29 protein-coding genes are annotated in these 25,231 nt (G+C 68.6%); 21 read left to right on the top strand and 8 right to left on the bottom strand.

Annotation, left to right across the window (positions count from 1 at the left end; translation table 11 throughout):
- Positions 1-5 precede the first annotated feature (5 nt).
- The 13 genes from pcaG to ASF72_RS12270 all read left to right on the top strand — a co-directional run bounded on the left by pcaG (position 6) and on the right by ASF72_RS12270 (position 11,176).
- Entirely contained in the window at positions 6-572 is a 567-nt protein-coding gene (gene pcaG / locus ASF72_RS12330) for a protocatechuate 3,4-dioxygenase subunit alpha (protein WP_056599251.1), read from the top strand.
- The gene (locus ASF72_RS12325; RefSeq protein WP_235504720.1) at positions 569-2,020 is read left to right on the top strand and encodes a lyase family protein; all 1,452 of its coding nucleotides are present in this window, start codon (positions 569-571) and stop codon (positions 2,018-2,020) included. Before pcaG ends, ASF72_RS12325 begins: the two co-directional genes overlap by 4 nt.
- Positions 2,013-2,831 (top strand): alpha/beta fold hydrolase, encoded by an 819-nt coding sequence (locus ASF72_RS12320; protein ID WP_050687552.1) that lies wholly within the window; start codon positions 2,013-2,015, stop codon positions 2,829-2,831. Before ASF72_RS12325 ends, ASF72_RS12320 begins: the two co-directional genes overlap by 8 nt.
- Positions 2,828-3,292, top strand: coding sequence for a 4-carboxymuconolactone decarboxylase (pcaC, locus tag ASF72_RS12315; RefSeq protein WP_056599248.1), 465 nt, complete (start codon positions 2,828-2,830; stop codon positions 3,290-3,292). Before ASF72_RS12320 ends, pcaC begins: the two co-directional genes overlap by 4 nt.
- Before the next feature lie 104 nt (positions 3,293-3,396).
- On the top strand, positions 3,397-4,593 hold the full coding sequence (locus ASF72_RS12310; RefSeq protein ID WP_056599244.1) for a thiolase family protein: 1,197 nt from the start codon (positions 3,397-3,399) through the stop codon (positions 4,591-4,593).
- 4 nt (positions 4,594-4,597) lie between these two features.
- The gene (locus ASF72_RS12305) at positions 4,598-5,257 is read left to right on the top strand and encodes a 3-oxoacid CoA-transferase subunit A (RefSeq protein ID WP_056599240.1); all 660 of its coding nucleotides are present in this window, start codon (positions 4,598-4,600) and stop codon (positions 5,255-5,257) included.
- Between the two features lie 2 nt (positions 5,258-5,259).
- Positions 5,260-5,943, top strand: a complete 684-nt coding sequence (locus ASF72_RS12300) for a 3-oxoacid CoA-transferase subunit B (protein ID WP_056599237.1) — start codon at positions 5,260-5,262, stop codon at positions 5,941-5,943.
- A gap of 41 nt (positions 5,944-5,984) precedes the next feature.
- Entirely contained in the window at positions 5,985-6,785 is an 801-nt protein-coding gene (locus ASF72_RS12295; RefSeq protein WP_050687547.1) for an IclR family transcriptional regulator domain-containing protein, read from the top strand.
- A gap of 47 nt (positions 6,786-6,832) precedes the next feature.
- A complete protein-coding gene (locus ASF72_RS12290) occupies positions 6,833-7,174 on the top strand; it encodes an MmcQ/YjbR family DNA-binding protein (protein WP_056599235.1) in 342 nt (113 codons plus the stop codon).
- A 167-nt stretch (positions 7,175-7,341) separates the two neighbouring features.
- Complete coding sequence (locus tag ASF72_RS12285) at positions 7,342-8,520, top strand: Re/Si-specific NAD(P)(+) transhydrogenase subunit alpha (protein WP_056599232.1); 1,179 nt, start codon at positions 7,342-7,344, stop codon at positions 8,518-8,520.
- Positions 8,520-8,831 carry an NAD(P) transhydrogenase subunit alpha gene (locus ASF72_RS12280; RefSeq protein ID WP_050683628.1) on the top strand — a complete coding sequence of 104 codons (312 nt, stop codon included), beginning with the start codon at positions 8,520-8,522 and terminating at the stop codon, positions 8,829-8,831. Before ASF72_RS12285 ends, ASF72_RS12280 begins: the two co-directional genes overlap by 1 nt.
- Complete coding sequence (locus tag ASF72_RS12275) at positions 8,828-10,201, top strand: NAD(P)(+) transhydrogenase (Re/Si-specific) subunit beta (protein WP_056599229.1); 1,374 nt, start codon at positions 8,828-8,830, stop codon at positions 10,199-10,201. The genes ASF72_RS12280 and ASF72_RS12275 overlap by 4 nt, the downstream gene beginning before the upstream one ends.
- Positions 10,202-10,261: 60 nt before the next feature.
- Positions 10,262-11,176 (top strand): diacylglycerol/lipid kinase family protein, encoded by a 915-nt coding sequence (locus tag ASF72_RS12270; protein ID WP_056599226.1) that lies wholly within the window; start codon positions 10,262-10,264, stop codon positions 11,174-11,176.
- 67 nt (positions 11,177-11,243) lie between these two features.
- Here ASF72_RS12270 and ASF72_RS12265 read toward each other — a convergent pair whose 3' ends face one another.
- A complete protein-coding gene (locus ASF72_RS12265; protein WP_056599223.1) occupies positions 11,244-12,089 on the bottom strand; it encodes an ACT domain-containing protein in 846 nt (281 codons plus the stop codon).
- Between the two features lie 198 nt (positions 12,090-12,287).
- Between ASF72_RS12265 and ASF72_RS12260 the strand changes: the two genes are divergently transcribed.
- Entirely contained in the window at positions 12,288-13,340 is a 1,053-nt protein-coding gene (locus ASF72_RS12260) for an FUSC family protein (protein ID WP_056599681.1), read from the top strand.
- Between the two features lie 36 nt (positions 13,341-13,376).
- Here the strand turns inward: ASF72_RS12260 and ASF72_RS12255 are convergent, their stop codons facing one another.
- A complete protein-coding gene (locus ASF72_RS12255) occupies positions 13,377-14,678 on the bottom strand; it encodes an MFS transporter (protein ID WP_056599220.1) in 1,302 nt (433 codons plus the stop codon).
- 137 nt (positions 14,679-14,815) lie between these two features.
- Here ASF72_RS12255 and ASF72_RS12250 point away from each other — a divergent pair, with 137 nt between their 5' ends.
- Positions 14,816-15,565: an IclR family transcriptional regulator gene (locus tag ASF72_RS12250; protein ID WP_056599218.1), complete on the top strand. Its 750-nt coding sequence runs from the start codon at positions 14,816-14,818 to the stop codon at positions 15,563-15,565.
- A 110-nt stretch (positions 15,566-15,675) separates the two neighbouring features.
- Complete coding sequence (locus tag ASF72_RS12245) at positions 15,676-16,866, top strand: 4-hydroxybenzoate 3-monooxygenase (protein ID WP_056599215.1); 1,191 nt, start codon at positions 15,676-15,678, stop codon at positions 16,864-16,866.
- 21 nt (positions 16,867-16,887) lie between these two features.
- On the opposite strand, the gene ASF72_RS12240 is transcribed toward ASF72_RS12245, so the two are convergent.
- The 3 genes from ASF72_RS12240 to ASF72_RS12230 form a co-directional block, all read right to left on the bottom strand.
- Positions 16,888-17,514 carry a thymidine kinase gene (locus ASF72_RS12240; protein ID WP_050683643.1) on the bottom strand — a complete coding sequence of 209 codons (627 nt, stop codon included), beginning with the start codon at positions 17,512-17,514 and terminating at the stop codon, positions 16,888-16,890.
- A 104-nt stretch (positions 17,515-17,618) separates the two neighbouring features.
- The gene (locus ASF72_RS12235) at positions 17,619-18,053 is read right to left on the bottom strand and encodes an acyl-CoA thioesterase (RefSeq protein WP_082178100.1); all 435 of its coding nucleotides are present in this window, start codon (positions 18,051-18,053) and stop codon (positions 17,619-17,621) included.
- 56 nt (positions 18,054-18,109) lie between these two features.
- Positions 18,110-18,613 (bottom strand): GNAT family N-acetyltransferase, encoded by a 504-nt coding sequence (locus ASF72_RS12230; RefSeq protein ID WP_050683621.1) that lies wholly within the window; start codon positions 18,611-18,613, stop codon positions 18,110-18,112.
- Positions 18,614-18,756: 143 nt separating this feature from the next.
- Between ASF72_RS12230 and ASF72_RS12225 the strand changes: the two genes are divergently transcribed.
- Genes ASF72_RS12225 through ASF72_RS12215 form a run of 3 tightly spaced genes read left to right on the top strand, consistent with a single transcriptional unit; the run spans position 18,757 to position 20,576 of the window.
- The gene (locus tag ASF72_RS12225) at positions 18,757-19,260 is read left to right on the top strand and encodes a MarR family winged helix-turn-helix transcriptional regulator (protein WP_056599212.1); all 504 of its coding nucleotides are present in this window, start codon (positions 18,757-18,759) and stop codon (positions 19,258-19,260) included.
- A gap of 57 nt (positions 19,261-19,317) precedes the next feature.
- The gene (locus ASF72_RS20055; protein WP_050683619.1) at positions 19,318-19,644 is read left to right on the top strand and encodes a hypothetical protein; all 327 of its coding nucleotides are present in this window, start codon (positions 19,318-19,320) and stop codon (positions 19,642-19,644) included.
- A complete protein-coding gene (locus ASF72_RS12215) occupies positions 19,641-20,576 on the top strand; it encodes a serine/threonine-protein kinase (protein WP_235504718.1) in 936 nt (311 codons plus the stop codon). Before ASF72_RS20055 ends, ASF72_RS12215 begins: the two co-directional genes overlap by 4 nt.
- On the opposite strand, the gene ASF72_RS12210 is transcribed toward ASF72_RS12215, so the two are convergent.
- Both ASF72_RS12210 and purB read right to left on the bottom strand, forming a co-directional pair.
- Positions 20,573-21,250 (bottom strand): histidine phosphatase family protein, encoded by a 678-nt coding sequence (locus tag ASF72_RS12210; protein WP_056599209.1) that lies wholly within the window; start codon positions 21,248-21,250, stop codon positions 20,573-20,575. The genes ASF72_RS12215 and ASF72_RS12210 overlap by 4 nt on opposite strands.
- 88 nt (positions 21,251-21,338) lie before the next feature.
- Positions 21,339-22,781 carry an adenylosuccinate lyase gene (gene purB, locus ASF72_RS12205; protein WP_050683617.1) on the bottom strand — a complete coding sequence of 481 codons (1,443 nt, stop codon included), beginning with the start codon at positions 22,779-22,781 and terminating at the stop codon, positions 21,339-21,341.
- A 263-nt stretch (positions 22,782-23,044) separates the two neighbouring features.
- Here purB and ASF72_RS12200 point away from each other — a divergent pair, with 263 nt between their 5' ends.
- Positions 23,045-23,377: a hypothetical protein gene (locus ASF72_RS12200; RefSeq protein ID WP_200933648.1), complete on the top strand. Its 333-nt coding sequence runs from the start codon at positions 23,045-23,047 to the stop codon at positions 23,375-23,377.
- Complete coding sequence (locus ASF72_RS12195; protein WP_056599206.1) at positions 23,377-24,771, top strand: hypothetical protein; 1,395 nt, start codon at positions 23,377-23,379, stop codon at positions 24,769-24,771. Before ASF72_RS12200 ends, ASF72_RS12195 begins: the two co-directional genes overlap by 1 nt.
- Positions 24,772-24,791: 20 nt before the next feature.
- On the opposite strand, the gene ASF72_RS12190 is transcribed toward ASF72_RS12195, so the two are convergent.
- Positions 24,792-25,220: a phage holin family protein gene (locus tag ASF72_RS12190; protein ID WP_056599675.1), complete on the bottom strand. Its 429-nt coding sequence runs from the start codon at positions 25,218-25,220 to the stop codon at positions 24,792-24,794.
- Positions 25,221-25,231: the final 11 nt, after the last annotated feature.

Raw genomic sequence — 25,231 nt, 5'->3', positions numbered from 1 at the left:
CACTCATGAGCAACCACACCACCCCGCTGGTCCCCACCCCGGGCCAGACCGTGGGCCCGTTCTACGGCTACGCCCTGCCCTTTGAGAAGGACAACGAACTCCTCGCCCCCGGCTCCGCCGGTTCCATCCGGCTCCAGGGCACCGTGTACGACGGCGCCGGCGAGACCGTACCTGACGCCATCCTGGAAATCTGGCAGCCGGATGCCGAAGGCCGGATCGTGCAGAAGACCGGTTCGCTGGTGCGTGACGGCTACACCTTCACCGGCTGGGGCCGCGGCTCCGTGGGCTACTCGGGCGTCTTCACCTTCACCACCGTGAACCCGGGCCCCACCGAACCCGGTGCCGCGCCCTTCATCTCCGTGGCCATCTTCGCCCGCGGCCTGACCAACCGGCTGTTCACCAGGATCTACCTTCCGGAGGACACCGCCGCTCTGGCCAACGATCCGCTGCTGGCCTCGCTTGACCCGGAACGCCGCGACACCCTGATCGCCCGCCGCGACCCGGACGGCGGTCTCACCTGGGACATCCACTTCCAGGGCGCCAACGAGACAGTCTTCCTGGACTTCCAGTGAGCCTGGATGCCGACGCAGGCCTGCTCAGCCCCGTCTCCGCCGCGCCGTCCGTGGCGGCGCTGACGGGGGACCGGGCGGTGCTCGCTGCGATCCTCGACGTCGAAGCCGGCTGGGCTGCGGTCCTGGAAGAGGCGGGACTGGCACCCGCCGGTTCGTCCGCCGTTGTGGCTGCCGCAGCGGAACCCGGACGCTACGACGTGGCGGACATCGCGGTGCGCGCCCAGGGCGGCGCCAACCCCGTCATCCCCCTGCTGGCGGACCTCCGCCGCCAGGTCACAGCGCTGGACACCCATGGCGTCGGCGCTGCGGCAGCCGTGCACGCCTCGCTCACCAGCCAGGACGTGTTGGATACCGCCCTGATGCTGGTGGCGCGCAACGCCGTCGGCGCCGTGCTGGCTGACCTGGGCCGGGCCACAGCGGCCCTCGCGGACCTGTCGGCAGCGCATTCGACCACCCTCTGCGTGGGCCGGAGCCTGACGCAGCACTCCCTGCCCTATACCTTCGGGCTGCGGGCCGCACAGTGGTTCCACGGTCTCGCCGCCGCGGGACGGCAGCTCGCGGGCCTTGGCTTCCCCGTCCAGTTCGGCGGTGCCGCGGGTACCCTCGCGGCCGGTTCCGCGTTGACAGCCAACTCCGCTGCCACCCCCTTCAACCTGGCGGACAGTCTCGCCGCGCACCTGGGCCTGGCCCCGGCTGCCGCGCCCTGGCCCACCAACCGCCTGCCGGTCACCTCCCTGGGCAACGCCCTGGCCGCGGTGCTTGATGCCGCAGGCAAGACCGCCGCGGACGTCCTGTTCCTCAGCCGGCCCGAGGTGGCGGAGGTGGCCGAACCCCGCGCCGCCGGCCGCGGCGTTTCCTCGGCCATGCCGCAGAAGCAGAATCCCGTCCTGTCCGTGCTGGTGCGCAGCGCCGCCCTTCAGGCCCCGCAGCCGGCGGCCCAGCTCCATCTCGCCGCTGCCAATTTCAACGACGAACGCCCCGACGGCGCGTGGCACGCGGAATGGCCTGCGCTCCGGCAGCTGCTGGCGCTGGCCCTCGGCGCCGTTGGCCAGCTGCAGGAACTCACCGGAGGACTCCAGGTCTTCCCGGCCGCCATGCGCCGCAACCTCGACCTCGCCGGGCCCCTGCTCCTGGCCGAAGGCGTGGCTGCTGCCGTGGCGCCGCTGCTGGCGGACCGGGACGGCCTGGGCGGCAAACAGCAGCTCCAGGCGGTGGTGGACAGGACCCTCCAGGTTCCCGCGGCGGACCAGGCTGCCGCCTACCGCCGGTACCTGCGCGAAACCGTCCCCGAGGACGTCCTCCCGGACTCCCGGCTGGCCGAGCTCCTGGATCCGGCCGGCTACCTGGGCGAGTCCGCCGGGATCGCCCACCGTATCCTGGCGGCCTACCCGGATTTCGCCGGCACAGACCGTCCCCACCCCGACGCGATTGGAGCCCCCCGTGGCTGAACCAACCCTGAAAGCCGTGCTGCTCTCTCCGCAGCGCCCCCTCGGTGAGCACCCGCTGCTGGTGGTGGGCTCCTCCCTGGGAACGTCCTCTGTCCTGTGGACGGACGCCGCCGCCCTGCTGGGACCCACCGTGGATGTGGTGGCCTGGGACCTCCCCGGGCACGGGGTCTCGCCCGCCGCCGCCGAACCATTCAGCGTGGCGGAGCTGGCGGACGCCGTGGTGGGCCTGGTCGATTCCATTGCCCCCGGCCAGGATTTCCACTACGCCGGCGTCTCGCTGGGCGGAGCAACGGGCCTGCAGCTCGGCATCAAGCACGCCAGCCGGCTCAAAAGCCTTTCCGTCCAGTGCAGCGGCGCCAAACTCGGCACGCCGGAAGGCTGGCTGGAACGCGCCGCCACGGTCCGCAGCCAGGGCACACCCGTGATGATCCAAGGCTCCGCGGAGCGGTGGTTCGCCCCGGGCTTTATGGACCGCCAGCCTGAGCTCAGCAGCAGGCTCCTGCACGCCCTGCGCGACGCCGATCGCTTCAGTTACGCCTTCTGCTGCGAGGCCCTTGCCGCGTTTGACGTCCGCGCGGACCTGGGCAGCATCACGGTTCCCACGCAGGCGGTTGCGGGTGCCGAGGATACTGTTGCGCCGCCGTCGTTCGCCGAAGACGTGGCGGCCGGCATCACGGCCGGCGGTGGAACGGCCAGTGCGCTGACGCTGGGCGGCGTGGGCCATCTGGCACCCGCCGAGGCGCCGGGGCACGTCGCCGAGCTGCTGCGGAACCTCATCACCTGGTCCGAATCCCGCGGCGGCGCCCAGTGAGCGGCGCAGCGGGCCCGGAGCGCTCCGGCGTGGTGCAGCCGGACGCCACCAGCCAGGAAATTTACGACGGCGGCATGGCCGTGCGGCGCGAGGTGCTGGGCGCGGCCCATGTGGACCGCGCCAACGCCGCCAAGGACGGTTTCACCGAAGATTTCCAGGACATGATCACGCGGATCGCGTGGGGTGGGATCTGGACCCGGCCGGGGCTGTCCCGGCAGATGCGCTCCGCCGTCACCATCACGGCGATGGTGGCGCACGGGCATTGGGAGGAGCTGGCCATGCACATCCGCGCGGCCCTCACCAACGGCCTGAGCAGGGACGAGATCAAGGAAATCCTGCTTCAAACCGCCATTTACTGCGGCGTCCCCGCCGCAAACACCGCCTTCAAGACGGCGCAGCAGGTGTTCCGCGACATGGACAAAACGGCCATGGACCCCGCTGCGCCCACCCCACCCAACTAACCCCCTTCCCAACTAACTCGCAGTTGTTGTCGTTTTGAGCCCTCATAACGACAACAACTGCGAGCTAGTTGGGAAACCACCCGCAGAATCTTTCGAGGAGCATCGTGAAGCAGGCATTTGTGTACGACGCCGTACGCACCCCTTTCGGTAAGTTCGGCTCAGGTTTGGCGTCTGTGCGTCCTGATGACCTGGCTGCGCATGTGATCCGGGAGTCCGTGCAGCGGGCCCCCGGGCTTGATCCGGAGCGGATCGATGAGGTGGTGTTTGGCAACGCCAACGGCGCCGGTGAGGAGAACCGCAACATTGCCCGGATGGGCACGTTGCTGGCGGGGTTGCCGGTCTCGATTCCGGGTACTTCGGTCAACCGGTTGTGCGGGTCCTCGCTGGACGCGGCGATCATCGCCTCGCGGCAGATCAATGCCGGGGACGCCGAGTTGATGCTGGTGGGCGGCGCGGAATCCATGTCCCGCGCGCCCTGGGTGCTGCCCAAGACGGAGAAGCCGTACCCGGCCGGGGACATGACGCTGGCCTCCACCACCCTTGGCTGGCGCCTGGTGAACAAGGCCATGCCGAAGGAGTGGACCATCTCGCTGGGCGAGGCCACCGAACGGCTCCGCGAGAAGTACGGTGTGACCCGGGAACAGCAGGACGAATTCGCCGCGGACTCGCACAACCTGGCGGCCACCGCCTGGGACGAGGGGTTCTACGACAACCTCGTCACCCCGGTGCCGGGCACGGACCTGGTCCGGGATGAAGGCATCCGGGCCGGTTCTTCGGCGGCGAAGCTTGCGGGCCTGAAGACGGTGTTCCGGTCTGGGAACGGGACGGTGACGGCGGGGAACGCCTCCCCGTTGTCCGACGGTGCTTCCGCGGCCTGGATCGGCTCCGACGCTGCCGCCGGGCTGCTGGGGTTGGAGCCGCTGGCCCGGATCGCGGGCCGTGGCGCGCACGGGAACGATCCCCAGTTCTTCGGTTACGCCCCGGTGGAGGCGGCGAACAAGGCCCTCGCGAAGGCGGGCATCGGCTGGGACCAGGTGGGCGCCGTCGAACTTAACGAAGCGTTTGCCGCGCAGTCCCTGGCCTGCATCAACGCCTGGGACATCGACCCGTCGATTGTGAACCGGCACGGCGGCGCGATCGCGATGGGCCACCCGCTGGGGGCCTCCGGCACCCGGATCCTGGGCACGCTCGCCCGGTCGCTGCAGGCTTCCGGGCAGCGGTGGGGTGTGGCTGCGATCTGCATCGGCGTGGGCCAGGGCCTGGCCGTGGTCCTCGAAAACGTTACCGCTGGAAAGGCGTAAGGCAATGCTGAACTTCGTAGACACCGTCCAGGATGCCGTGGCCGGCATCAAGGACGGGTCCACCGTGATGATCGGCGGGTTCGGCAACGCCGGGCAGCCGTTCGAACTCATCGACGCCCTGATGGACTGCGGCGCCACGGACCTGACGGTAGTTAACAACAACGCGGGCCAGGGCGATCAGGGCCTGGCCCTGCTGATCCGGAAAGGCCGGGTGCGGAAAATGATCTGCTCCTTCCCGCGGCAGTCCGACTCCTGGCACTTCGATGCCAAGTACAAGGCCGGCGAAATCGAGCTGGAACTGGTCCCGCAAGGCAACCTTGCGGAGCGGATCCGGGCTGCCGGGGCCGGGATCGGCGGGTTCTTTACTCCCACCGGGTACGGCACCATGCTGGCCGAGGGCAAGGAAACCCGGATCATCGACGGCCGCGGCCAGGTCTTCGAAACCCCGCTGCACGCGGACGTGGCCCTGATCAAGGCCCTCACCGCGGACGGCCGGGGGAACCTGGTCTACCGCAAAACCGCCCGGAACTTCGGCCCCATCATGGCCGCGGCGGCGAAGCACACCATCGTCCAGGTCTCCGATATTGTTCCCACCGGCGGGCTGGACCCCGAAAACGTCGTCACCCCCGGCATCTACGTCAACAGCATCGTGAAGGTGGCCTGAACATGAGCAGCGAAACCAACCAGCCGGCGGCCCTGCAGTCAGCTCCGGAACCGCTGGGCCGGGACGACCTGGCCCGGCTGGTGGCCCGGGACATCGCCCCGGGTTCCTTTGTGAACCTCGGCATTGGCCAGCCCACGCTGGTCTCCAACTACCTCACCGCTGAGCAGAACATCACCCTCCACACGGAGAACGGAATGCTGGGCATGGGCCCGGCAGCGGAAGGCGACGCGATCGACGGCGACCTCATCAACGCCGGAAAAATTCCCGTCACCGAACTCCCGGGGGCGTCCTACTTCCATCACGCCGATTCGTTCGCGATCATGCGCGGCGGCCACCTGGACATCTGCGTCCTGGGCGCGTTCCAGGTCTCGGCCACCGGCGACCTCGCCAACTGGCACACCGGGGCGCCCGGTGCCATCCCCGCAGTGGGCGGCGCGATGGACCTCGCCACCGGCGCCAAGGACGTCTTTGTAATGATGACCCTGCTGACCCGCGAAGGTGCCTCAAAAATCGTGGAAGCCTGCACCTACCCGCTCACAGGTGTGGGCTGCGTGACCCGGGTGTACACCGACAAAGCCGTGTTCCTCACCGGACCCAACGGCGTCACCGTCCGCGAAACCTTCGGCTGCACCCTCGCCGAACTCCAGGAACTCGTCCCCGTCCCCCTCACCGCCGCCGTGCCTTGAACCGGAAAACCACGCCGGCGGCACGCATAGGATTGGACACCATGACCGACGCAGCAGCACCTCCTCCGCAGGCCGGCGACCAATACGTGCAGTCGCTGGCGCGGGGGCTGGCGGTGATCCGGGCGTTCGGCCCCGACCACCCGCTGATGACCCTCACCGAGGTGGCGGCGCGGACCGACCTGACCCGTGCCACCGCGCGCCGGTTCCTGCACACCCTGGTGGAACTGGGGTACATCCGGACCGACGGCAAAACCTTTGCGCTCACGGCCAAGGTCCTGCAGCTGGGCTTCGCGTACCTGTCCGGCCTGTCCCTGCCGCAGCTGGCCCAGCCGCACCTGGAGGAACTGTCCCTGAAGCTGGGGGAGTCCACCTCGGCGGCCGTGCTGGACGGGACGGACATCGCCTACGTGGCCCGGGTGTCCACGCGGCGCATCATGACCATCGGCATCACGGTGGGGACCCGATTCCCGGCCTACGCCACGTCCATGGGCCGGGTGCTGCTGGCCCACCTGCCGGCGGACCAGCTCAAGGCATACTTCGCTGCAGCCGACATCAGCCCGTTGACCCCCCGCGCCCTGGGAACGGTCCCGGAGCTGCTGGCTGTCCTGGCGGACGTCCGGGACAAGGGCTGGTGCGTTCTGGACCAGGAACTGGAGCTCGGGCTGATGTCCGTGGCCGCGCCGGTCCTTGACGGGCCCAAAGTGGTGGCAGCCGTCAACGTCTCGCTGCAGGCCCAGTCCGTCGCTGCCAGGCCGGATCCGGACGCCTACCTGGCCACGGTGGCGGAGGAAATCACCGCCACCGCGCGGCGGGTTTCAGCGGACCTCACCGCCCGAGGGTAGCCCGGGGGCCCTTGCGCGGCGGACGCTCCAGCAGGCAGACTCGGTCAATGGTGACCGAAGACCACGTCAGGAAGGCCGCACTGGCCTTGCCCGGCATTACCGAACGGCTGAGCTGGGGCCAGCCTGCCTGGTTCGCGAAGACCCTGATGGCGCGGCTCTGGGAACCCGGAGTATTGACCGTCAAGACGGCGGAGCGGGAAGCGCTGGCGGGCACCGACCCGGACACGTTCTTCTGGACGCCGCACCACGACCGGTCCCCGCAGCTGGTCCTGGTGCGGCTGGAACGGCTGGACGGCACCCTGCTGGCAGAGCTGCTGCAGGACTCCTTCCGGCTGGCCGGCGGCCGGCTGCAGCCGGAAGCAGGCGAAAAGCAGCCCCGCCGGAAGTAGCCCCGCAAAAGTAACCGCAGGCCACAGGGGCGGCACGCCTCCCGCAGCGGCTTTCTTGGCCCTAGACTCAAGCCAACTACGTGCAGCAGTGACGCCGCCGCGGATCCCGGCCTGCCAGGCCGGTCCTGGCCAGCCCGCCGCAGCACCACTGAGCGAGGGAGGCTGCGGTGCAACTGGGCATACCGCGCGAACGCCGGGACGGCGAACGCCGCGTCGCCGGGACGCCGGAAACCGCCAGGCAGCTGACCGGACTGGGGCTCGAAGTCCTGGTGGAAGCCGGCGCCGGGGAGGCCGCGGGGCACCCGGACCGGGACTACGAACAGGCCGGCGCCAGGATCGTGCCGGACCTCGACCTGGCGGGTCTGGACCTCCTGGCCCACGTGAGGCCCCTGGATCCCGGCACCGCCCGGCTCCTGAAGCCGGGGGCCATCACCGTGGGCTTTGCCTCGCCGTCTTCGGAACTGGCCACCGTCCGGGCGCTCGCGGACGCCGGCGTGACCAGCTTCGCACTGGAACTGGTGCCCCGCATCTCCCGGGCCCAGTCCATGGACGCGCTGAGCTCCCAGGCGTTGGTGGCCGGCTACCGCTGCGTCCTGGAAGCCGCGATCCGGCTGCCCCGGTTTTTTCCCCTGTATATGACAGCCGCTGGAACGGTCCCGCCCGCTCGGGTCCTGGTGCTGGGCGCAGGAGTGGCCGGGCTGCAGGCCATCGGCACCGCCAAACGCCTGGGCGCCCGCGTTTTCGCCAACGACATCCGGCCTGCCTCAGCGGACGAGGTGGCATCGCTGGGTGGCACGTTCATCAGGCTGGACCTCGAAACGGCGGAAGCCGCCGGCGGGTACGCCCGCCAGCTCAGTTCCGACGCCGGCACCCGGCAGCGGCAGCTGCTGGCACCCCACGTGGCGGATGCGGATGTCCTGATCACGACGGCGGCCGTCCCCGGCAGGCGCGCACCGCTGCTGGTGACCCTGGACATGGTCCAGGGCATGCGGCCGGGTTCCGTGGTGGTGGACCTGGCTGCCGACTCCGGCGGAAACGTCGAAGGGGTGGTGGCGGGGCAGGACACCGCAGTCCCCACCGCTGACGGGTCCGGCCACGTGCAGCTGGTGGGCCTCAAGGACCCGGCGTCGGCCATGGCGGCAGACTCTTCCCGCCTCTATGCCAAAAACGTCGCCAACCTGGTGGCCCTGCTGGTCCGGGACGGTGCCTTGGCCCCTGATTTCGGCGACGAGGTGGTGGCGGGGGCGTGCCTGACCTCGGGCGGCGCCGTGCGGCACCAGCCCACGGCGGACCTGCTGGGTACGGCCCGGCAGGAAACCGGCAACGGACAGGAAGGGGAGCGGTGATGGACGGAATGAGCCTGCTGACTGTTACGGTCCTTGCCGTGTTTGTCGGCTTTGAGGTGGTCTCCAAGGTCTCCAGCACCCTGCACACGCCCCTGATGTCCGGCGCCAACGCCATCCACGGGATCATCCTGGTTGGTGCCATCATCGTGGCAGGCCAGGCCGCCGAGCCCTGGCTCCTGGCATTGGCCCTGCTGGCCGTGGTCCTGGCCACCGCCAACCTGGTGGGCGGTTTTGTGGTCACCGACCGGATGCTGCACATGTTCGGCCGGAAAGGTCCTGCCCGGGCCGGCCGGAAGGGGGAGCAGCCGTGATCCTCCTGTCTCCGGCCTGGACCTCCCTGCTGTACCTCGCCGCCTCGGTGTGCTTCATCCTTGCCCTCCGCGGCCTGAGTTCGCCCAGGTCGGCCCGTCGCGGCAACCTGATCGGTGCGCTGGGTGCCGTGATCGCCGTCGTGACCGTTTTCCTGTCCGTCCGGCTGGCCAACATCCCCTGGATCCTGGCCGCCATCGCGGTGGGTTCCCTCGTGGCGGCGCCCGTGGCCCGGCGGGTGAAGATGACCCAGATGCCGCAGCTGGTGGCGCTGTTCAACGGGGTGGGCGGCGGTGCTGCCGCGCTGGTGGCCTTCCTGGAGCTGGACCACGCCCCGGACCCCTGGCTGCGGCTGGCCATCGTGTTTACGCTCCTGGTGGGAGCGGTGTCCTTCGCCGGGTCCGCCGTCACGTTCGCCAAGCTGCAGGAACTGATCACCACCCGGCCCATCCTGTTCCCGGGCCTGCCCGTGCTGATGGCGGCGGTGCTGGTGGCCGCCGTGGCTGCTGCCGCCGTCGTGATGGCCACCGGATCAACGGCCTTGGCGGTAGCGCTGCTGGTCCTCGGGCTGGCTGCGGGCACCCTGCTGGTGCTGCCCGTGGGCGGCGCGGACGTGCCCATTGTCATCTCCCTGCTGAACGCGTTCACCGGCCTCGCCGTCGCCGCGTCCGGTGTGGTGCTCGGCAACGTGCTCCTGGTGGTGGCCGGCACGCTGGTGGGCGCGTCGGGCACCATCCTGACCCGTGCCATGGCCGCGGCGATGGGCCGCAGCGTGGCGGGCATCCTGTTCGGCGCCTTCCGGGGAGGCTCGACGGCGGGATCCACCGTTGTGAGCGAACGTCCGGTCAGGTCCTCCAGCCCAGAGGACGTGGCGGTGCTGCTGGGGTACGCACAGCACGTGATCATCGTGCCGGGGTACGGCCTCGCCGTGGCGCAGGGCCAGCACACCGCCGCGGAACTGGCGCAGGCGCTGGAGGCCAGGGGCATCACCGTGGAATTCGCGATCCACCCCGTGGCCGGCCGGATGCCCGGGCATATGAACGTCCTGCTGGCCGAGGCCAATGTCCCCTATGAATCGCTGAAGGAGATGGGCGAAATCAACGGAGAGTTCAAAACCGCCGACGTCGCCCTGGTGGTGGGTGCCAACGACGTGGTGAACCCGGCAGCCAAGTCCTCCCCTGGGTCGCCGATCTACGGCATGCCCATCCTGGAGGTGGCGGCGGCCCGGCAGGTGGTGTTCCTCAAGCGCTCCATGCGGCCGGGCTTCGCAGGGATCGAAAACGAGCTGCTCTACGAGCCGCAAACCTCGCTGCTGTTCGGCGACGCCAAGGAATCCCTGGCCAAGGTGTTGGGGGCGGTAAAGGCGCTGTAGCCGGCCGGCCGCGCTACTGTTCTTTCAGCAGCACCCTTCCCTTCGCTCCCAGAGGACACCATGACTGAATCCAGCACCACCTCCCCCAGGCGCGCCGCCATCATCGTCAACCCCTCAAAGCCGGTGGACTTCGACGTCAATGCCCTGGTGGCAAAACACTGTGCGGAAAACGGCTGGGGCGAGCCCATCTGGCTGGAGACCACCAAGGAGGATCCCGGCGTGGGCCAGGCCAAGGAGGCCCTAGCCCAGGGCGCGGACATTGTCATCGCCGCCGGTGGCGACGGGACCGTCCGGTGCGTCGCGGAGGTCCTGGCCGGCGGGGAGACCCCCATGGGCCTGCTGCCAATGGGCACGGGCAACCTGCTGGCCCGGAACCTGGGCATGGACGTGACCGATTTCGACGGCGCCATGGCAGGAGCACTGGCAGGCACCGAACGGAAAATCGACGTGGTCCGGGCCCGGCGGGACAACAAGGAACAGGTCTTCCTGGTCATGGCCGGAGTGGGATACGACGCCACGATCATGGCGGACACCAATTCCGAGCTCAAGGACAAGGTGGGCTGGCTGGCGTACGTGGACGCCGGCATCCGCAACCTGCCCGGCAAGCCGGTCAAGGCCAGCGTGGTTATCGACGGCAAGACCGTTTCGCAGCGCGGGGTCCGCAGCGTCATGGTGGGCAACTGCGGGAAGGTCCAGGGCAACCTGGAGATCTTCCCGGACGCCAAGGTGGACGACGGCCTGCTGGACATTGCGGTCCTGGCCCCCCACCACGGCAAGCTCGGCTGGCTCTCCGTCCTGGCCGGCATCATCGGCAAGGGAAAGACCAAGGACACCGCAGTGGAGTACTTCCAGGGCAAGTCAGTGGCAATCTCGCTGGAAAGCGACCAGGACTACCAGCTCGACGGCGACCATGAGGGCCAGGGCAAGCAGGTCCTGATGACGGTGGATCCGGGCGCCCTGACCATCCGGATGTAGGCTCACGCGCCCCAACCAGGTAGCAGAAGATGTCATTTTGGGGCGTCATAACGACACTTGCTGCTACCTAGTTGGGCGGGGGAGCGCAGGCGGTGTTCCGGTGCGCCACCGTCTCGGCAAGTTCAGCCAGGCGGTGCGCCCGGGCCGATTCGGCGGGCGTGAAGGGTTCGCCGGGCCGGGCGAACGTAATGGGGCCGTGCCAGGCGGTGGGAATCTTCAGGCGCGTCCCGGCGTCGGGCGTTCCCTGGTGCGCTTCCGCAGGGGTGAGGATCCGCGCCCGGAGCAGCTCCGCCACCGCCAGCGGCAGCTCTTCCGGGGCGCCGGCGATCCGGGCCGCGAGGCTCAGTGCGCGGGTCTGCCCGTCCGCCATCGCCAGGGACGTGGTGGGCCAGGCCTGGGAACTGATTCCGCCGGCCTCCTGCAGCGCCGCCACCAACTGGCGCTCGCCGATGTCCCCGGGGGCAGACAGGACAAACTCGTCCAGGACCCCGGACGGCACCGGATGGACGTGGATGCTGAGGATATTCGCATCCAGTCCTGCCAGTGCCGCGGTGACCCGCTGCAGGGACCCGGGCTCATCCCGGAGCATGGTCCGAGCCCGCCACAGGGCCGGTGCCGCGGCCAGCCGCCGCCGGTGCCGGAGCGCAGGTGCGTGCAGCCAGCTGCGCAGGACCCGGGATGCGGAGGGTTCCGCCACCCAGATCACCAGGACTGTGGCGGTGATGGTCAGGACCAGCACCTTGGCCAGGTACGGCAGGTGGGTGCCCACCACCAGGGCGTGGACCAGCAGTTCAATGGGAAGCATCATGGCCACGTTGGCGAGGGTGAGGCGGGCCTTGGGCGGCTCGGGCATCAGGCCGCAGACTTCGCAGCTGAGCGCAGCCGCAGGGGAAAGACGAGCGTGGATGTCCATGGTCCAAGGATCCCCGGGGGCTGTTTCGGCGGTGTTGCCCGGCGGTTCCGATCATGCGAAGCCTGCACCTCCCACCATCGGCAGGTTGGCCGGGCCGGGCACCCGCCGGGGGTGCGGGCGTAGGATGCTGAGGGAACGTCAGCGCGGCCGCCCCCCAAAAAAACCACCCCCGGCCCCGAAGGAAAGGCGCTGTTGCCCGTGAAGATGCTCGCTGAATTGTTCAGCCTCGCGCCCGGCAACAAGGACCACCACCCGGCCATCCGTTGCGCGGTAGGCGTCTTCGTTCCGCTCTTCACTTTGGTCCTCCTGGGCAGGCTGGACCTGGCCATTTTCGCTTCGTTCGGCGCCTTCACCGGCATCTACGGCCGCGGCGAACCCCACGGAACCCGCTTCTTCCTCCAGCTCCGGGCCGGCGGGCTGATGCTGGCGGTCATCCTCCTGGCCTCCCTCGCGGCGCGGATGGGAGCGGCCTGGAACCTCGATGCGGCCACCACCACCTGGCTCCTGGTCCTGGCCACCACCCTGGTTGCCGGAGCCTGCTCGGTGGCCATCTCCTGGCAGCGGCTGCGTCCGGCCGGGTCGCTGTTCCACATCTTCGCCTTCGCGGCCATCGCCTCCATCCCCAACCAGCCCCCGCTGTGGCAGGGGCTGCTGGTGGCCGTCCTCACCACCGCCTTTTGCCTGCTGATCGGGTTCTCGGCCCGCGCGCTGCCCGGCCACCGCGCGCAGTGGGTCCGCCCCAGGCCCCTTCGCCGCACCGCCGAGGAGAAACGGGCTGCCTGGCTTGAAGGGCTGGGGTACCTGGTGGCTGCCGGCCTGGCCGGGACACTGGCCACCTGGGTGGGGGCGCAGCTGGGCTTCGGCCACAATTACTGGGCCATGGTGGCCGCCGTGGTCCCGTTGGTGGGGCACACCACCCGGCACCGCGTCAGCCGTGGTGTGCAGCGTATTGTCGGCACCGGGCTGGGGCTGGTGCTCCTGGCCGGGATTGTACTGCTGGACCTGCAACCATGGCAGACGATCCTGGTCATGGCGCTGTGCCAGTTCGGGGCGGAGATGTTCATCCTCCGCCAGTACCTCCTGGCCCAGCTGTTCGTGACTCCGCTGGCGCTGATCTCCACCCTGCTGGTGGTCCCGGCCTCACCGGCCACCCTGCTCCGGGACCGCATCGTGGAAACCATCATCGGTGCGGCCGTGGGCATTGCGGTGGTGCTGGCACCCACGCTGTGGCGGCGCCTGCGCCGGGCCTAGGACTGCCGGGACTTGTGCCCCGGCGGATACGCCCGGTTACGGCTGGTTTGGGGACTGCCCGATGACGGTTTCCCGGCCGGGTGCCGGTGCGATGGCGTGCGGAACGGTCACCAGCGCCACCACCGCGATGACGGCGGCAGCCGCGAAGACATAGAAGCCCCACGGATACGCGATCCCCGCCGCAACCAGTGTTCCGGTGACGGCCGGGCCCATGATGGCGCCGAACCGGCCCACGCCCGCCGCGAAGCCCAGGGCAGTTGCGCGCAGCCGGGCGGGGAAGAGCTGGCTGACCCAGGCGTAGACAAGCACCTGCGAGCTGAACACAAAGACACCCGTGACGAACACTGCGGCGTTGAGCAGCAGCTCGCTCTGGATCTTGACGCTGAGGATGGCCAGCAGCACGGCGGACAACCCGAACCACAGCAGGACGATCTTTTTGGTGCCGTGCTTGTCGGCGAGGATGCCCGCCACCACCAGGCCGACCACGGCCCCCACGTTCAGGACCAGGAGCAGCACCAGGCCGGTGCTGACGGTGTAGCCTGCGGCGGCCATCAGCTGCGGCAGCCAGGTGTTCAGGCCGTACACCAGCAGGAGTCCCATAAAGGACGCGACAGCGATGGCCAAAGCCACCAGCGGGTAGGGCTTGCGGGCCAGGTCCCGGAAGCTGGCGCGCGCTGCGGGTGTGGTGGGTGCCGGTTCCTCCACGGCTTTCCCGGTGGTACCGGCAGCGCCGGAGCCGGCTCCGACGTCGACGGTGACTGCAGGCAGTGTCTCCGGAAGCTTGAACCAAAGGAAAGGCACCAGAGCGAAACCGGCGAGGCCACCCACCACAAACATGATCCGCCAGTCCGGCACCACCAGGATGGCCAGGAACGCTGTGGCCACGGCACCCACGTGGTAGCCGGTCATGGTGCGGGTGGTGGACTTGCCGGCCGTGCCAGCCGGTGCGTAGTCATTCATGTACGCCAGGGCCGCGGGCAGGCAGGCGCCCAGGCCCAGGCCGGCCAGCAGGCGGAAAATGCCGAAGACGGCCACGTTCGGGGCGAACACCACAGCAATGGTGAAAATGGAGAACCACAGCACGCAGGCCACCAGGAGCCGCCGCCGGCCAAACCGGTCAGAGAGCGGTGCGATAAAGAGCGCCCCGATGCCCACGCCCACCAGCGAGATCGTCGCGGCATAGGTGGCCCCGACGGCGTCGAACCCCAGGTCCTGGGTCTTGATCAGCGTTGGGATGACAGTGCCCAGGACCACCAAGTCAAAGCCGTCCAGGACCATCGCCAGCCAGCACAGCCAGACGGGCCACTTCGATCGGTGTTGCGCTGGCGTCATTGGCATTACAAACCTCGGTACATCGTGAATGGAGTGTGGCGGCGCACGGCCGCGGGCGCGGCAGTGCAAACCCTTAGTGAGATTTGTATCACCGGGGAGTGTAATCTGGAACAAGTTCTACCATTCAATGGAAGCGATGGACCATGGCCAATTCAGTCTCGGGGGATTCGGTGGTGGACCGGGTGGTGCGGGTGATTGCCGCCTTCCCCGAGGGTGCCAGCAGCCTCCAGCTCTCCGACCTGGCCGTCCGCGCCGGGCTACCGCTGACCACCGCCCACCGGCTGGTCCGGCAGCTGGCGGCCCACGGGCTGCTTGAAACCGGCGCCGGCGGCACGGTCCGGCTGGGACTGCGCCTGTGGGAGCTGGTGAACCGGAATTCGCCCACCCTGGCGCTCCGGCAGGCCGCCATGCCGTTTATGGAGGACATCCAGCAGGTCCTGAACCAGAACGTCAACCTTGCGGTCCTGGACGGCTGGGAGGCGCTCTTTGTTGAACGGCTGTCCCGCCGCGGATCAGTGGCCAACCGGGCCAAGGTGGCCGGCAGGATGCCAGTGCACGTCTCGTCAGCCGGGCTTGCCCTGATGGCGCACCAGGACATGGCTCTGCAGGCCGACTACCTGGCCCAATTCGCGGACCCCGTTGGGAAAGCGACCGTCGACACCATGCGTGGGCTGCTCAGCGAAACAGCCCACCAGGGCTATGCGCAGCTCGCCGGCGTGGTTGATCCGGACACGTGGGGCATCGCCGTTCCCGTGATTGACGGCAAAAAACGCGCAGTGGCCGCGCTTGGCATCGTGGTTCCGCTGCAGGAAATGCGGCTGCAGGCGCTGGTTCCCGCGCTGCAGACGGCCGCGAGGGGGATCGCCCGGCGGCTGGGAAGGGATGAACCCTGATTCCGTTGAACGGAATAGGTGTTACCGCAGTCATGCCTCCGGCGGCACACTGATAGCCAGACGCCCCCCATCCGGCCCCGCAAAGGGCCCCGCAGCGAAGCGAGACAGCCATGGCAGCACGCACGATCATCACCACCCAGGTGGCCATCATGGGCGCCGGTCCCGCCGGACTGATGCTTTCGCACCTGCTGGCGAAGACCGGTATTGAGTCCACCGTCATCGAAGTCCGCAGCCACCAGGACATCTCCGAGACCGTCCGGGCCGGAATCCTGGAACACGGGACGGTGAACCTGCTGGTGGACAGCGGAGTTTCGGATCGCGTGCTGCGCGAGGGCGACCGGCACGATGGCATTGAGCTGCGTTTCAATGGCGAAAGCCACCGCGTCGATTTCAAGGACCTCGTGGGGGAAGCCGTGTGGCTGTACCCGCAGACCGACGTCTTCCTTGACCTGGCCGCACGGCGGAAAGCCGACGGCGGCGACGTCCGTTACAGCGTAACGGACACCTCCGTCCACAACCCCGAGGGCAAGCCGGTGGTCCACTTCACCGATGCGGAAGGCGTGGAGTACGAACTCCGGGCCGACTTTGTGGTGGGCGCCGACGGCTCGCGGAGCCAATGCCGATCCCTGGTGCCGGAATCCGCCAGGACCCGCTACTTCCACGAATACCCCTTCGCCTGGTTCGGCATCCTGGCCGAAGCGCCGCGCAGCTCCGACGAACTGATCTATGCCAATTCCGCCAACGGCTTCGCCCTGATCAGCCAGCGCACCGAAACCGTGCAGCGGATGTACTTCCAATGCGATCCCAGGGAGAACGTCCAGGACTGGGACGACGACAGGATCTGGGCCGAGTTCCGCAACCGGGTCAACGGCAACGGCTTCGAGCTGAACGAAGGCCCGGTCATCGACAAAATGGTCCTGCCCTTCCGCAGTTTCGTCCAGGCGCCGATGCGCCACGGGAACCTGTTCCTGGTGGGCGACGCCGCCCATACGGTCCCGCCCACCGGCGCCAAGGGCCTGAACCTTGCCATCCATGACGTCAAGGTCCTTTTTGAAGGCCTGGACAGCCACTACAATTCCCGCTCGGGGCTGCTCCTGGATTCCTATGGTGACCGGGCCCTGGAGCGGGTGTGGAAGGCGCAGCAGTTCTCCTACTGGATGACCACCATGCTGCACACCCCGGCGGATGCCGACGACTTCTCCCGGGCGCGCCAGCTTGGCGAGCTGAACTCCGTGGTGTCGTCCCGGCACGGCTTGGCCTACCTGGCCGAGGCCTACACCGGCTGGCCGTCGGCCACATAGTAACCGGGGTTGCCGCGGAGGTCAGGAACCCAGCCGGCCGCCGGACACCTCGAGGTAGCAGGCGCCGCAGAGCGACTCGTACCAGACGTCCTTTCCGTCGATGGCTACCTGGTCGCCGTCGAACACCACCGCGTTGCCCACGCGCCGGGTGTTGAAAATAGCCTTCCGCCCACAGCGGCAGATGGTTTTGAGCTCCTCCAGCGTGTGGGCCACTTCAAGGAGCCGCCGCGACCCGGGAAAGGCGTGGGTAAGGAAATCCGTCCGGATGCCGTAGGCCAGCACGGGAACACTGTCCAGGATGGCAATCCGGAACAGGTCATCCACCTGTTCCGGGCTCAGGAACTGCGCTTCGTCCACCAGCAGGCACGCGACAGGCTTCTGGTCGACGTGTTCGAGCAGGGCATCGGGATCGTCGCCGGCAGCGTGGGCCGTGAAGAGTGCACGGACGTCCGCCCCGGGGGTGATCAGGAAGTCCACGGACCGGGTCATCCCCAGCCGGGACACGATGTCCGTGTCACCCTTGGTATCGACGTCCGGCTTGGCCAGGAGGACACGCTGGCCGCGTTCCTCATAGTTGAACGCCGCCTGGAGCAGCCCGGTGGACTTCCCGGAGTTCATGGCGCCATAGCGGAAGTAAAGCTTGGACAAAGGGGGATCCTTTCAGCAGGTACGGCTGGGGCTGCGGCTGCCGGCCAGCGGCGCCCATCAGTGCCCCCGGCGCCCCCACCATGGAAGGCGGCAGGCCGCCGTCGTCAGTCCTGGCTGAGCGTGTCCGTAAGGTGGTGGTTGGGGATCCTGTCCCGGTCATACGTGATTTCAGTGTAGCCGTGCGGCTCGGGCCGGCCGGCGGGGCTGAGGTTCACAAAAACGATTTCCTCGATGGTGAGGATGCTGTGCCGCGTGATCATGTTCCGGACCTCCGCGCGCATGGTCAGTGACGTGCGGCCGAAGCGCGTGGCCGTCAGGCCCATTTCGATCAGGTCGCCCTGGACCGCAGAGCTGACGAAGTTGATCTCGGAAATATACTTGGTGACCGCCCGGCCGTTGCCCAGTTGCAGGATGGCGTAAATGGCCGCCTCCTCGTCAATCCATTTGAGCAGGCTCCCACCGAACAGGGTGCCGTTGGCGTTGAGGTCTTCGGGCCGGACCCACTTGCGGGTCCGGAAGGTGATGTCTGCGGGGTCCATACGGCGAGGGTAGCTGACGACGCCGCGCGGCCCCCATTATGACGTTGGCCGCCGCCTCAGGCCATGGCGGTGTGCGCCGCGCTCCGGGCGTTGATGGACTTGGCGTAGCAGTAGGAGTGCTCCACGCCCGCGTAGGCGCCGAAGTTCGGGACCGGTTCGAAGCCGCTGTTCTCGTAGAAGTTCCGTCCATCCGGCTGGGCCGATCCGGCTTCCGCTTTGATCCGCGTGATGCCCTGCCTGAACGCCTCCGCCTCAAGGGCGGCGAGGATTGAGCTGGCCACTCCGGAGCCCCGCGTGTACGGCAGGACGTACAGCCGTTTGATTTCGGCCGTCAGCGCGTCCAGTATCCGCAGCCCGCCGCAGCCCACGGGCTGCCCGGAACCCTTGTCGTAGGCCACCAGGAAAACGGCACAGTCAGCGCCCGACGGCGGCTGGCCGGGTTCGTGATCCGGTGTCCCGAAGCGGGCATCAAGTTCCGCCTGCTGGGCCCGGCGCAGATCGGCACCCACAGGGTTGGACCAGGCCACCTGCCTGATGTTCAGCCGTGGGTTGGTCTGCATGTCTGCCTCGATTCGCCGAAGGGTTATGCAAACCAAGGCTACGAGTGCGCGGTTACGCCGGTGTTTCACGGGGGTAAGCGGACGGATAACGCGAAGTCCCTGTTGTTCGATTGCCTAGTTAGCAGGTGGACTAAGATGTTCGCATGGCTTCTGCGGGTAATGAGGGCTCCGGCTACTGGTACGGACCCGACGGGCAACTGGACAGCAGCGCTGCCGTGCTGAAGTCACTGCGGGACTACCGCACAGCCGAAACGGGTGTCCGCAAATCCACCCGCGACTCCATGGGAATGGGCGAGACGGACATCCTGGCCCTGCGGTACCTCCTCCGGTCCCAGGCGGCGGGAAAATCCTCAGTACCCAAAGACCTGAGCCTGTTCCTGGGCATCACCAGCGCGTCCACCACAACGCTGATCGACCGCCTGGTGGCCAGCGGGCACGTCCGCAGGGAGGCGCACCCCTCGGACCGACGCTCCATCATTGTCATTCCCACGGGTGAATCCGATCAGGAGGTGCGGCATACGCTCGGCGCCATGCACCGCAGGATGATGTCGGTGGCGGAAACCCTCACCGCAGACCAGGCCCGGATCGTGGTGGACTTCCTGCAGCGGATGACCGAAGCCCTGGAGGGCCCCGAAGCGACTAGCTAGTTTGGCTAGTAATATGTATGCTTACGATCAAGATGCTGGATCCCTCCCGATGGAGTTGTGAAAACCTTGGTCGCCTTTCCGGAAGTTATGCAGCACAACGGCCGTCCTGCGCCCCGTCACATCACCGGGTCCTGGAGCCCCCGCGGGGTGACGGGCAGCGAAGCGGTCCATTGTGGTACGGCCATGGTCCTGTTTACGCCCCGCTCCACAGCGGCGGACTACACCTTTGGACCTGCAGGCGGCGGCCCGGTCCACCTTCCCCCGGTGTGGCGCTGCAGCTGCGGGTTCCAGCTGGATGCCCGGCTGCCTGGCGGAGACGCCGCCACTCCGGAAACGTTGTCTGCGGGCCCGTCCCGCCGGCGCACCACCGCCCTGTCCGCGTGAGCACCACCGTGCCGGCTGCCCGCCGGCGCGCCTCCGCCCTGCCTGCCTACGCCCTGGCTGCCCGGCCTGGCAGGACCCTGCCCCGTGTCCCGCCGCAGCCGGCAGAGCCCCGCAGCTCCGGCAGCCGATCAACTGGCCTGCCCGCCACCCTGGGCCTCCGCGAGCGGCTTGGCCGCGGTGCGGCAGCTGAGGTGTACCGGGCCGTTGACTCCGCGGGCGGTCCGGATGTGGCCGTGAAGATCGGGTTCCACCGCCCCGAAGGGCAACCGGACCGCCTGCTGCACGAGGCTGCCGTCATGGCCTCGCTGCAGCACCCGGCCATCATCAGCTTTATTACAGCAGGCACCATCAGCGGCGGCCCCCACCATGGGCGGCCCTTCCTGGTGCAGGAGCTGGCCCATGGAAGCAGCCTGGCCGCGGCGGCGCAGGCCGGCGGCCACCACCCGGCCGAGGTGGCCCGTTGGTCGGCGGACCTGTTCGGCGCCCTGGCCCACCTGCACGCGGGCGGCCTGGTCCACCGGGACATCAAGCCTGCCAACCTGATGCTGAGTGGCCTGCGCCGGAGCCCGGTCCGGATCATCGACTTCGGCATCGCAGCGGCGGCGGGCTCCGCTGCGGAGCTCGGCATCTCGTCCGGGACGGTCCACTACATGAGTCCTGAACAGGCCGCCGGGGCCAACACCCGGCCGTCCTGGGATGTCTATTCCATGGGGCTGGTCCTGCTCGAAGTCCTTACCGGCACCAAGGCCTTCCCCGGTACGGCCATCGAATCGCTCGTTGCCAGGACCCTCCGGGCCCCGGAGGTCCCTGACGTCCTGGGCCCGGAATGGGGCGCATTCCTCAGGTCTTTGACCGCCATGGACAGCGCCGCACGGCCCACGGCTGCGGAAGCCGCGGACGCTGCGGCGCGGCTTGGCCGCCCTGTTCCCTAGCCGCCGGCCAGGGTGGTGCCCGTCGGATCCTCCGCAGTGGGATCCGCCAGGGCCAGGCCGCCCACGGGGCTGCCATCCCAATGGACCAGCGTCCAGCCGTCCGCTGGTCCGCCCTCCACCGCCACAATCCCGGTGTTTTCCAGGACGTGCCGGTTGGCGAAGTCGGGGCCGGCGCCCGACACCCGACGGCCCGCCCAGGTGCGGATGGCCGCGCCGTGGCTGACGATCGCCACCGTGCCGTGGCCCGCCTGCTCCGCCTGGTCCACCACATGCGCCACTGCGGCATCAAAGCGCCCAAAAAACGCGTGGCCGTCAGGGCCTGCAGGCATCCGGCGGTCCAGGTCCCCGGCGATCCAGGAAATCACGGTCCCGATGTAGCGGAGGTGGGACTCGTGGTCGGTCAGCTTCTCCAGGGCGCCGGCCTCGATCTCGTGCAGGCCATCAAGCACCGTCACATCCAGGCCCTGGCGGTGGCCCAGGGGTGCTGCCGTCAGCTGTGTCCGCACCAGGGTGGACGCATACAGGGCCCCGATGGGCTCGTTGGCCAGGGACCGGGCCATGGCTTCGGCCTGGCGCTGGCCCAGTTCGGTAAGGCCGGGGCCGGGGTGGGCGGTGTCCAGCTGGCCCAAGACGTTTCCGGGCGTCTGGCCATGACGGATCAGCAGCAGCTTCATGGTTCCAGTCTGGCACTGGGACGCAAAACGGGACCGGACCTTCGAAAGGTCCGGTCCCGCCGTCGGGCAACTGCCCCGGCGCTGGAGCCTACTTGAGGTGGTCTACCAGCTGGTCGGCGATACCCGTGTACTTGCCCGGCGTAAGGGCCAGCAGGCGGGCTTCGGCGTCAGCGGACAGGCCAAGGCCCTGGACGAACTCCTGCATGCGGGCGCCGTCCACACGCTGTCCGCGGGTGAGGTCCTTCAGCCGCTCGTAGGGGTTCTCCATGCCCTCGACGCCGGCGATCGCCTCTGCGCGCATCACCATCTGGATGGCCTCGCCCAGCACTTCCCAGTTGGTGTCGAGATCGCCGGCAAGGACGTCCTCGGCCACGTCAAGGCGCTCCAGGCCTTTGGCCACGTTGGAGATGGCAAGCAGCGAGTGGCCGAAGGCCACACCGATGTTGCGCTGGCTGGAGGAGTCGGTCAGGTCGCGCTGCCAGCGGGACGTGACCAGGGTGGAGCCCAGGACGTCCAGCAGCCCGGAGGAAATTTCCAGGTTGGCCTCGGCGTTTTCGAAGCGGATGGGGTTGACCTTGTGCGGCATTGTGGAGGACCCGGTGGCGCCTGCCACGGGAACCTGTGCGAAGTAGCCGATGGAAATGTAGCTCCAGATGTCCGTGCAGACGTTGTGCAGGATGCGGTTGAAGCGTGCGACGTCGGCGTACAGTTCAGCCTGCCAGTCGTGGCTTTCGATCTGGGTGGTGAGCGGGTTCCAGGCCAGGCCCAGGCCTTCCACGAAGGACCTGGCCACCTGCTGCCAGTCGGCGCCCGGAACGGAAGCGACGTGGGCCGCGTAGGTGCCGGTGGCACCGTTGATCTTGCCCAGGTACTCAGTGCTGGAAATGCGGTCCAGCTGGCGGGTGAGGCGGTGCGCAATGACGGCCAGTTCCTTGCCCAGCGTGGTGGGGGTGGCGGGCTGGCCGTGGGTGCGGGACAGCATGGGGACCGCCCGGTTTTCCTCGGCCATCCGGCTGATCTGCGCCACGAGCGTGCGCGCGGCCGGGAGCCACACGTCCTCCACCGCGCCCTTGACACCCAGGGCGTACGAAAGGTTGTTGATGTCCTCGGACGTGCAGCCGAAGTGGACCATGGCGGTCAGGTTGGTGATGCCGATCCCGTCCAGCCGGCGGCCGATGTAGTACTCCACGGCCTTGACGTCGTGCACCGTGACAGCCTCGATTTCAGCGAGTTCAACCACTGACGCGGCATTGAACTCCGTCACGATGGCGCGGAGCTTTGCCTGCTGGTCCGCCGTCAGCGGACCCGCGCCGGGAAGAACGTTGTTGCTGGTCAGGTGGATGAGCCATTCAACTTCAACGGCTACACGGTCACGGTTCAGGGCCGCCTCGGACAGGTAGTCCACGAGGGGCGCGACGGCGGACTGGTAGCGGCCGTCCAGCGGGCCCAGGGCGATCTGCTCCGGGGACGCGGCGAGGGCGAGTCGTCCGGAGGGCGTACGGGTGTCAGCTGTGGCGGCAGTTTCAGGCATGTGCTGATTCTTTCACGAACCTGGTGCGGCGCTTAAGCCGGCCTTCCTTGTTACCCGTGCAGGGGCGGTTGCCCGGTCAGGGGTGGCTGCTGGCTTCGCACCTTGTCCACATAGGCCGCAACGGTTCTTGGCCGGCGCGCCGGCCGTTCGTAGCGTGGTGCCTGTCGGCAAAGAGATTGCGGCGGCGGCACAAGTCAGGGGTCAAAAAGCAGGCAGTACGAGGCCGCACAAGGCAGGTGGGGTACGGAGCAGGGAGGGACAAAATGGTCACGGATGCGGTGACGGACCCATGGTCCGGAGCCGGCGCGCAGGAGGCGGTGGGGCACCTGGTGTCCCGGCTGGCGGGCTGTTCGGTGCGTGTTGAGCAGGTCCTTGCCGGGTGCCGGGATATCCAGCTGCTTGAGTGGCAGTCCCCGGCGGGACAGGCGTACCGGGAGGCGGTGTCGATCCAGGCGGCCGCCCTGGCGCAGTCCCTGGAACGGTTGGCGGAGGCCCGCGCGGCAGTGTCACGCTTCGTTCCGGAAGTCCCGTTGTCCGGAAGCTCCACTTTGGCCGGCGGAAGCCTCCCCGGCCAGGCGTTCCCGGGCTGGCCGTGATGTCCGCGCGCAGGCTTGCCGCCGGCAATGTGTCCGGCTACCCGCAGGCGGAGGGCGGCGGGATCGGCCTGTCCGGCCCTGCCCGGGACGGGTACCTGACCATCCGTGGCGGCGCCGGCGGGATAGCCGTTCAGCTCGAGGAGCTGACGGGTGGTGCGGAGAAGCTGGATTCCCTCGCAGCTGACCTCCTGGCAGCGGAAACGGAGGTGGGCAGGATCGGTGAGCAACTGGGCGTGATCGCTGGTGCGGCGCCGTGGTCGGCGGCGCCGCATGTCGCTGCGGTGCGGAACAGCCAGTGGAGCCTCCGCCTTGTCCGGCAGGAGATGCAGCAGCTCAGTACCCGCATCCGCGACTGCCGGCGCGAGTATGAACTGGCGGAATGGCGGGCGGACGCCGTCCGGTTCCTGGGGTTCGCAGGCGTTGCGGACATCCGGGGTTCGATGGCCACCATGGCCGGCACCGGAGTACCGGACCGGAGCTCCGTGGAAGGGCTGGTGTCCACCCTGGGGCTGGAATCCGCGGACACCCGACGCCGGATCGCCCGGGCACCGCAGCTCCGGGACCTGCTGATGGGTTTCCTTCGGCCCAGGCCGCTGCAGCTCCGGCAGGAGGAAACGCTGTCCGTGGCCCTGGACAGCTCACCGGCCGGGCTGCTGGAACGTGTCCGGCTCATCGACGCCCGCGGCGCCGGGTTCATTGAGATCCTGGCCGTGGGCGCCGGTCCGGCCAAGACGTACGTGGTGGTGGTTCCGGGCACCCAGGCCGCCGGCAGCCGGATGGGAGGGGAGAACCCGTTCGACGAGGCCGGCATAGCCGAAGGAATGTTCTACGGCTCGGCGGAAATCGACGCCGCCATCTTGTCGGCGCTCCGGGCGGCGGGCGCTGAACCGGGCGCGTCGGTGGTGGCCGTGGGCTACAGCCAGGGCGGCATCCACGCCATGAACCTCGTGGCGGACCCGCGGATCCGCCACGAGTACAACGTCGGCTACGTGCTGACGGCAGGGTCTCCGGTGGCGGGAATCAACGCTCCGCCGGGTGTTGGGTCCCTGCATCTGGAACACCGGGCAGACTGGGTGCCGGGCGCGGACGGCACCCCCAACCCGGACACCCGGGACCGTGTCACCGTAACCCTTGGCAGCCCGCCCGTTGCCGGCCCGGGGGAGGGCGGGCTGGGTGCCGGCCACAGCCTCAGCGGCTACGAAAACGGCGCGCGGCTGGTCGCCGCCAGCTCCGACCCTTCCCTGGTGTCCACCACTGCGGCGCTGGGTGTTCTGCTGGGAGCTGGCGGCAGTGCCACCGCTACGAGGTTCCAGCTCACCCGGTCCCGGGAGCTGCCGCGGCGGGCGCCGGCCACGGAACCGCGGGGCAGGGAGCGTGGCCTGGGTGGGAGGTGAGGAAAGGACCTGGCCGGATCTTACCGCCGGTTGAGGCCCGGCAGGATGCCCGCCACAAGGGAGACCAGCGAGATGATGACGGCTGCCAGGACTGCCGTCCAGAAAAACGAGTCAATGGTGAAATGCACCGGGGTGTAACTGCTGATCCAGGCTGTCAGGAAAAGCATGCCAGCGTTGATCACCACGGTGAACAGGCCAAGGGTCAGGATGGTGATTGGCAGCGCCAGGGCGCGGACCAAGGGCCGGACAAAGGCGTTGACCACCCCGAAGATGGCGCCGATGAACAGATAGGCAAGGACAATGCCGATGGTGTCGGTGTTTTCAGTGACGCCGGTTTTTGCCACGACGTCCGATGCCGCGCCGCTGGAGATCTCCAGGCCGGGAAGGACCCAGCCGGCCACCCAGATTGCCGCAGCGTTGACGATGACCCGCAGGAGAAAGGAACCCATGCCCTCCATGG

Origin of the sequence: Arthrobacter sp. Leaf141 (assembly GCF_001424565.1) — a bacterium.
In the GTDB taxonomy this organism is placed as follows: domain Bacteria; phylum Actinomycetota; class Actinomycetes; order Actinomycetales; family Micrococcaceae; genus Arthrobacter.
This window is presented reverse-complemented; position numbering and strand designations above follow the sequence as displayed.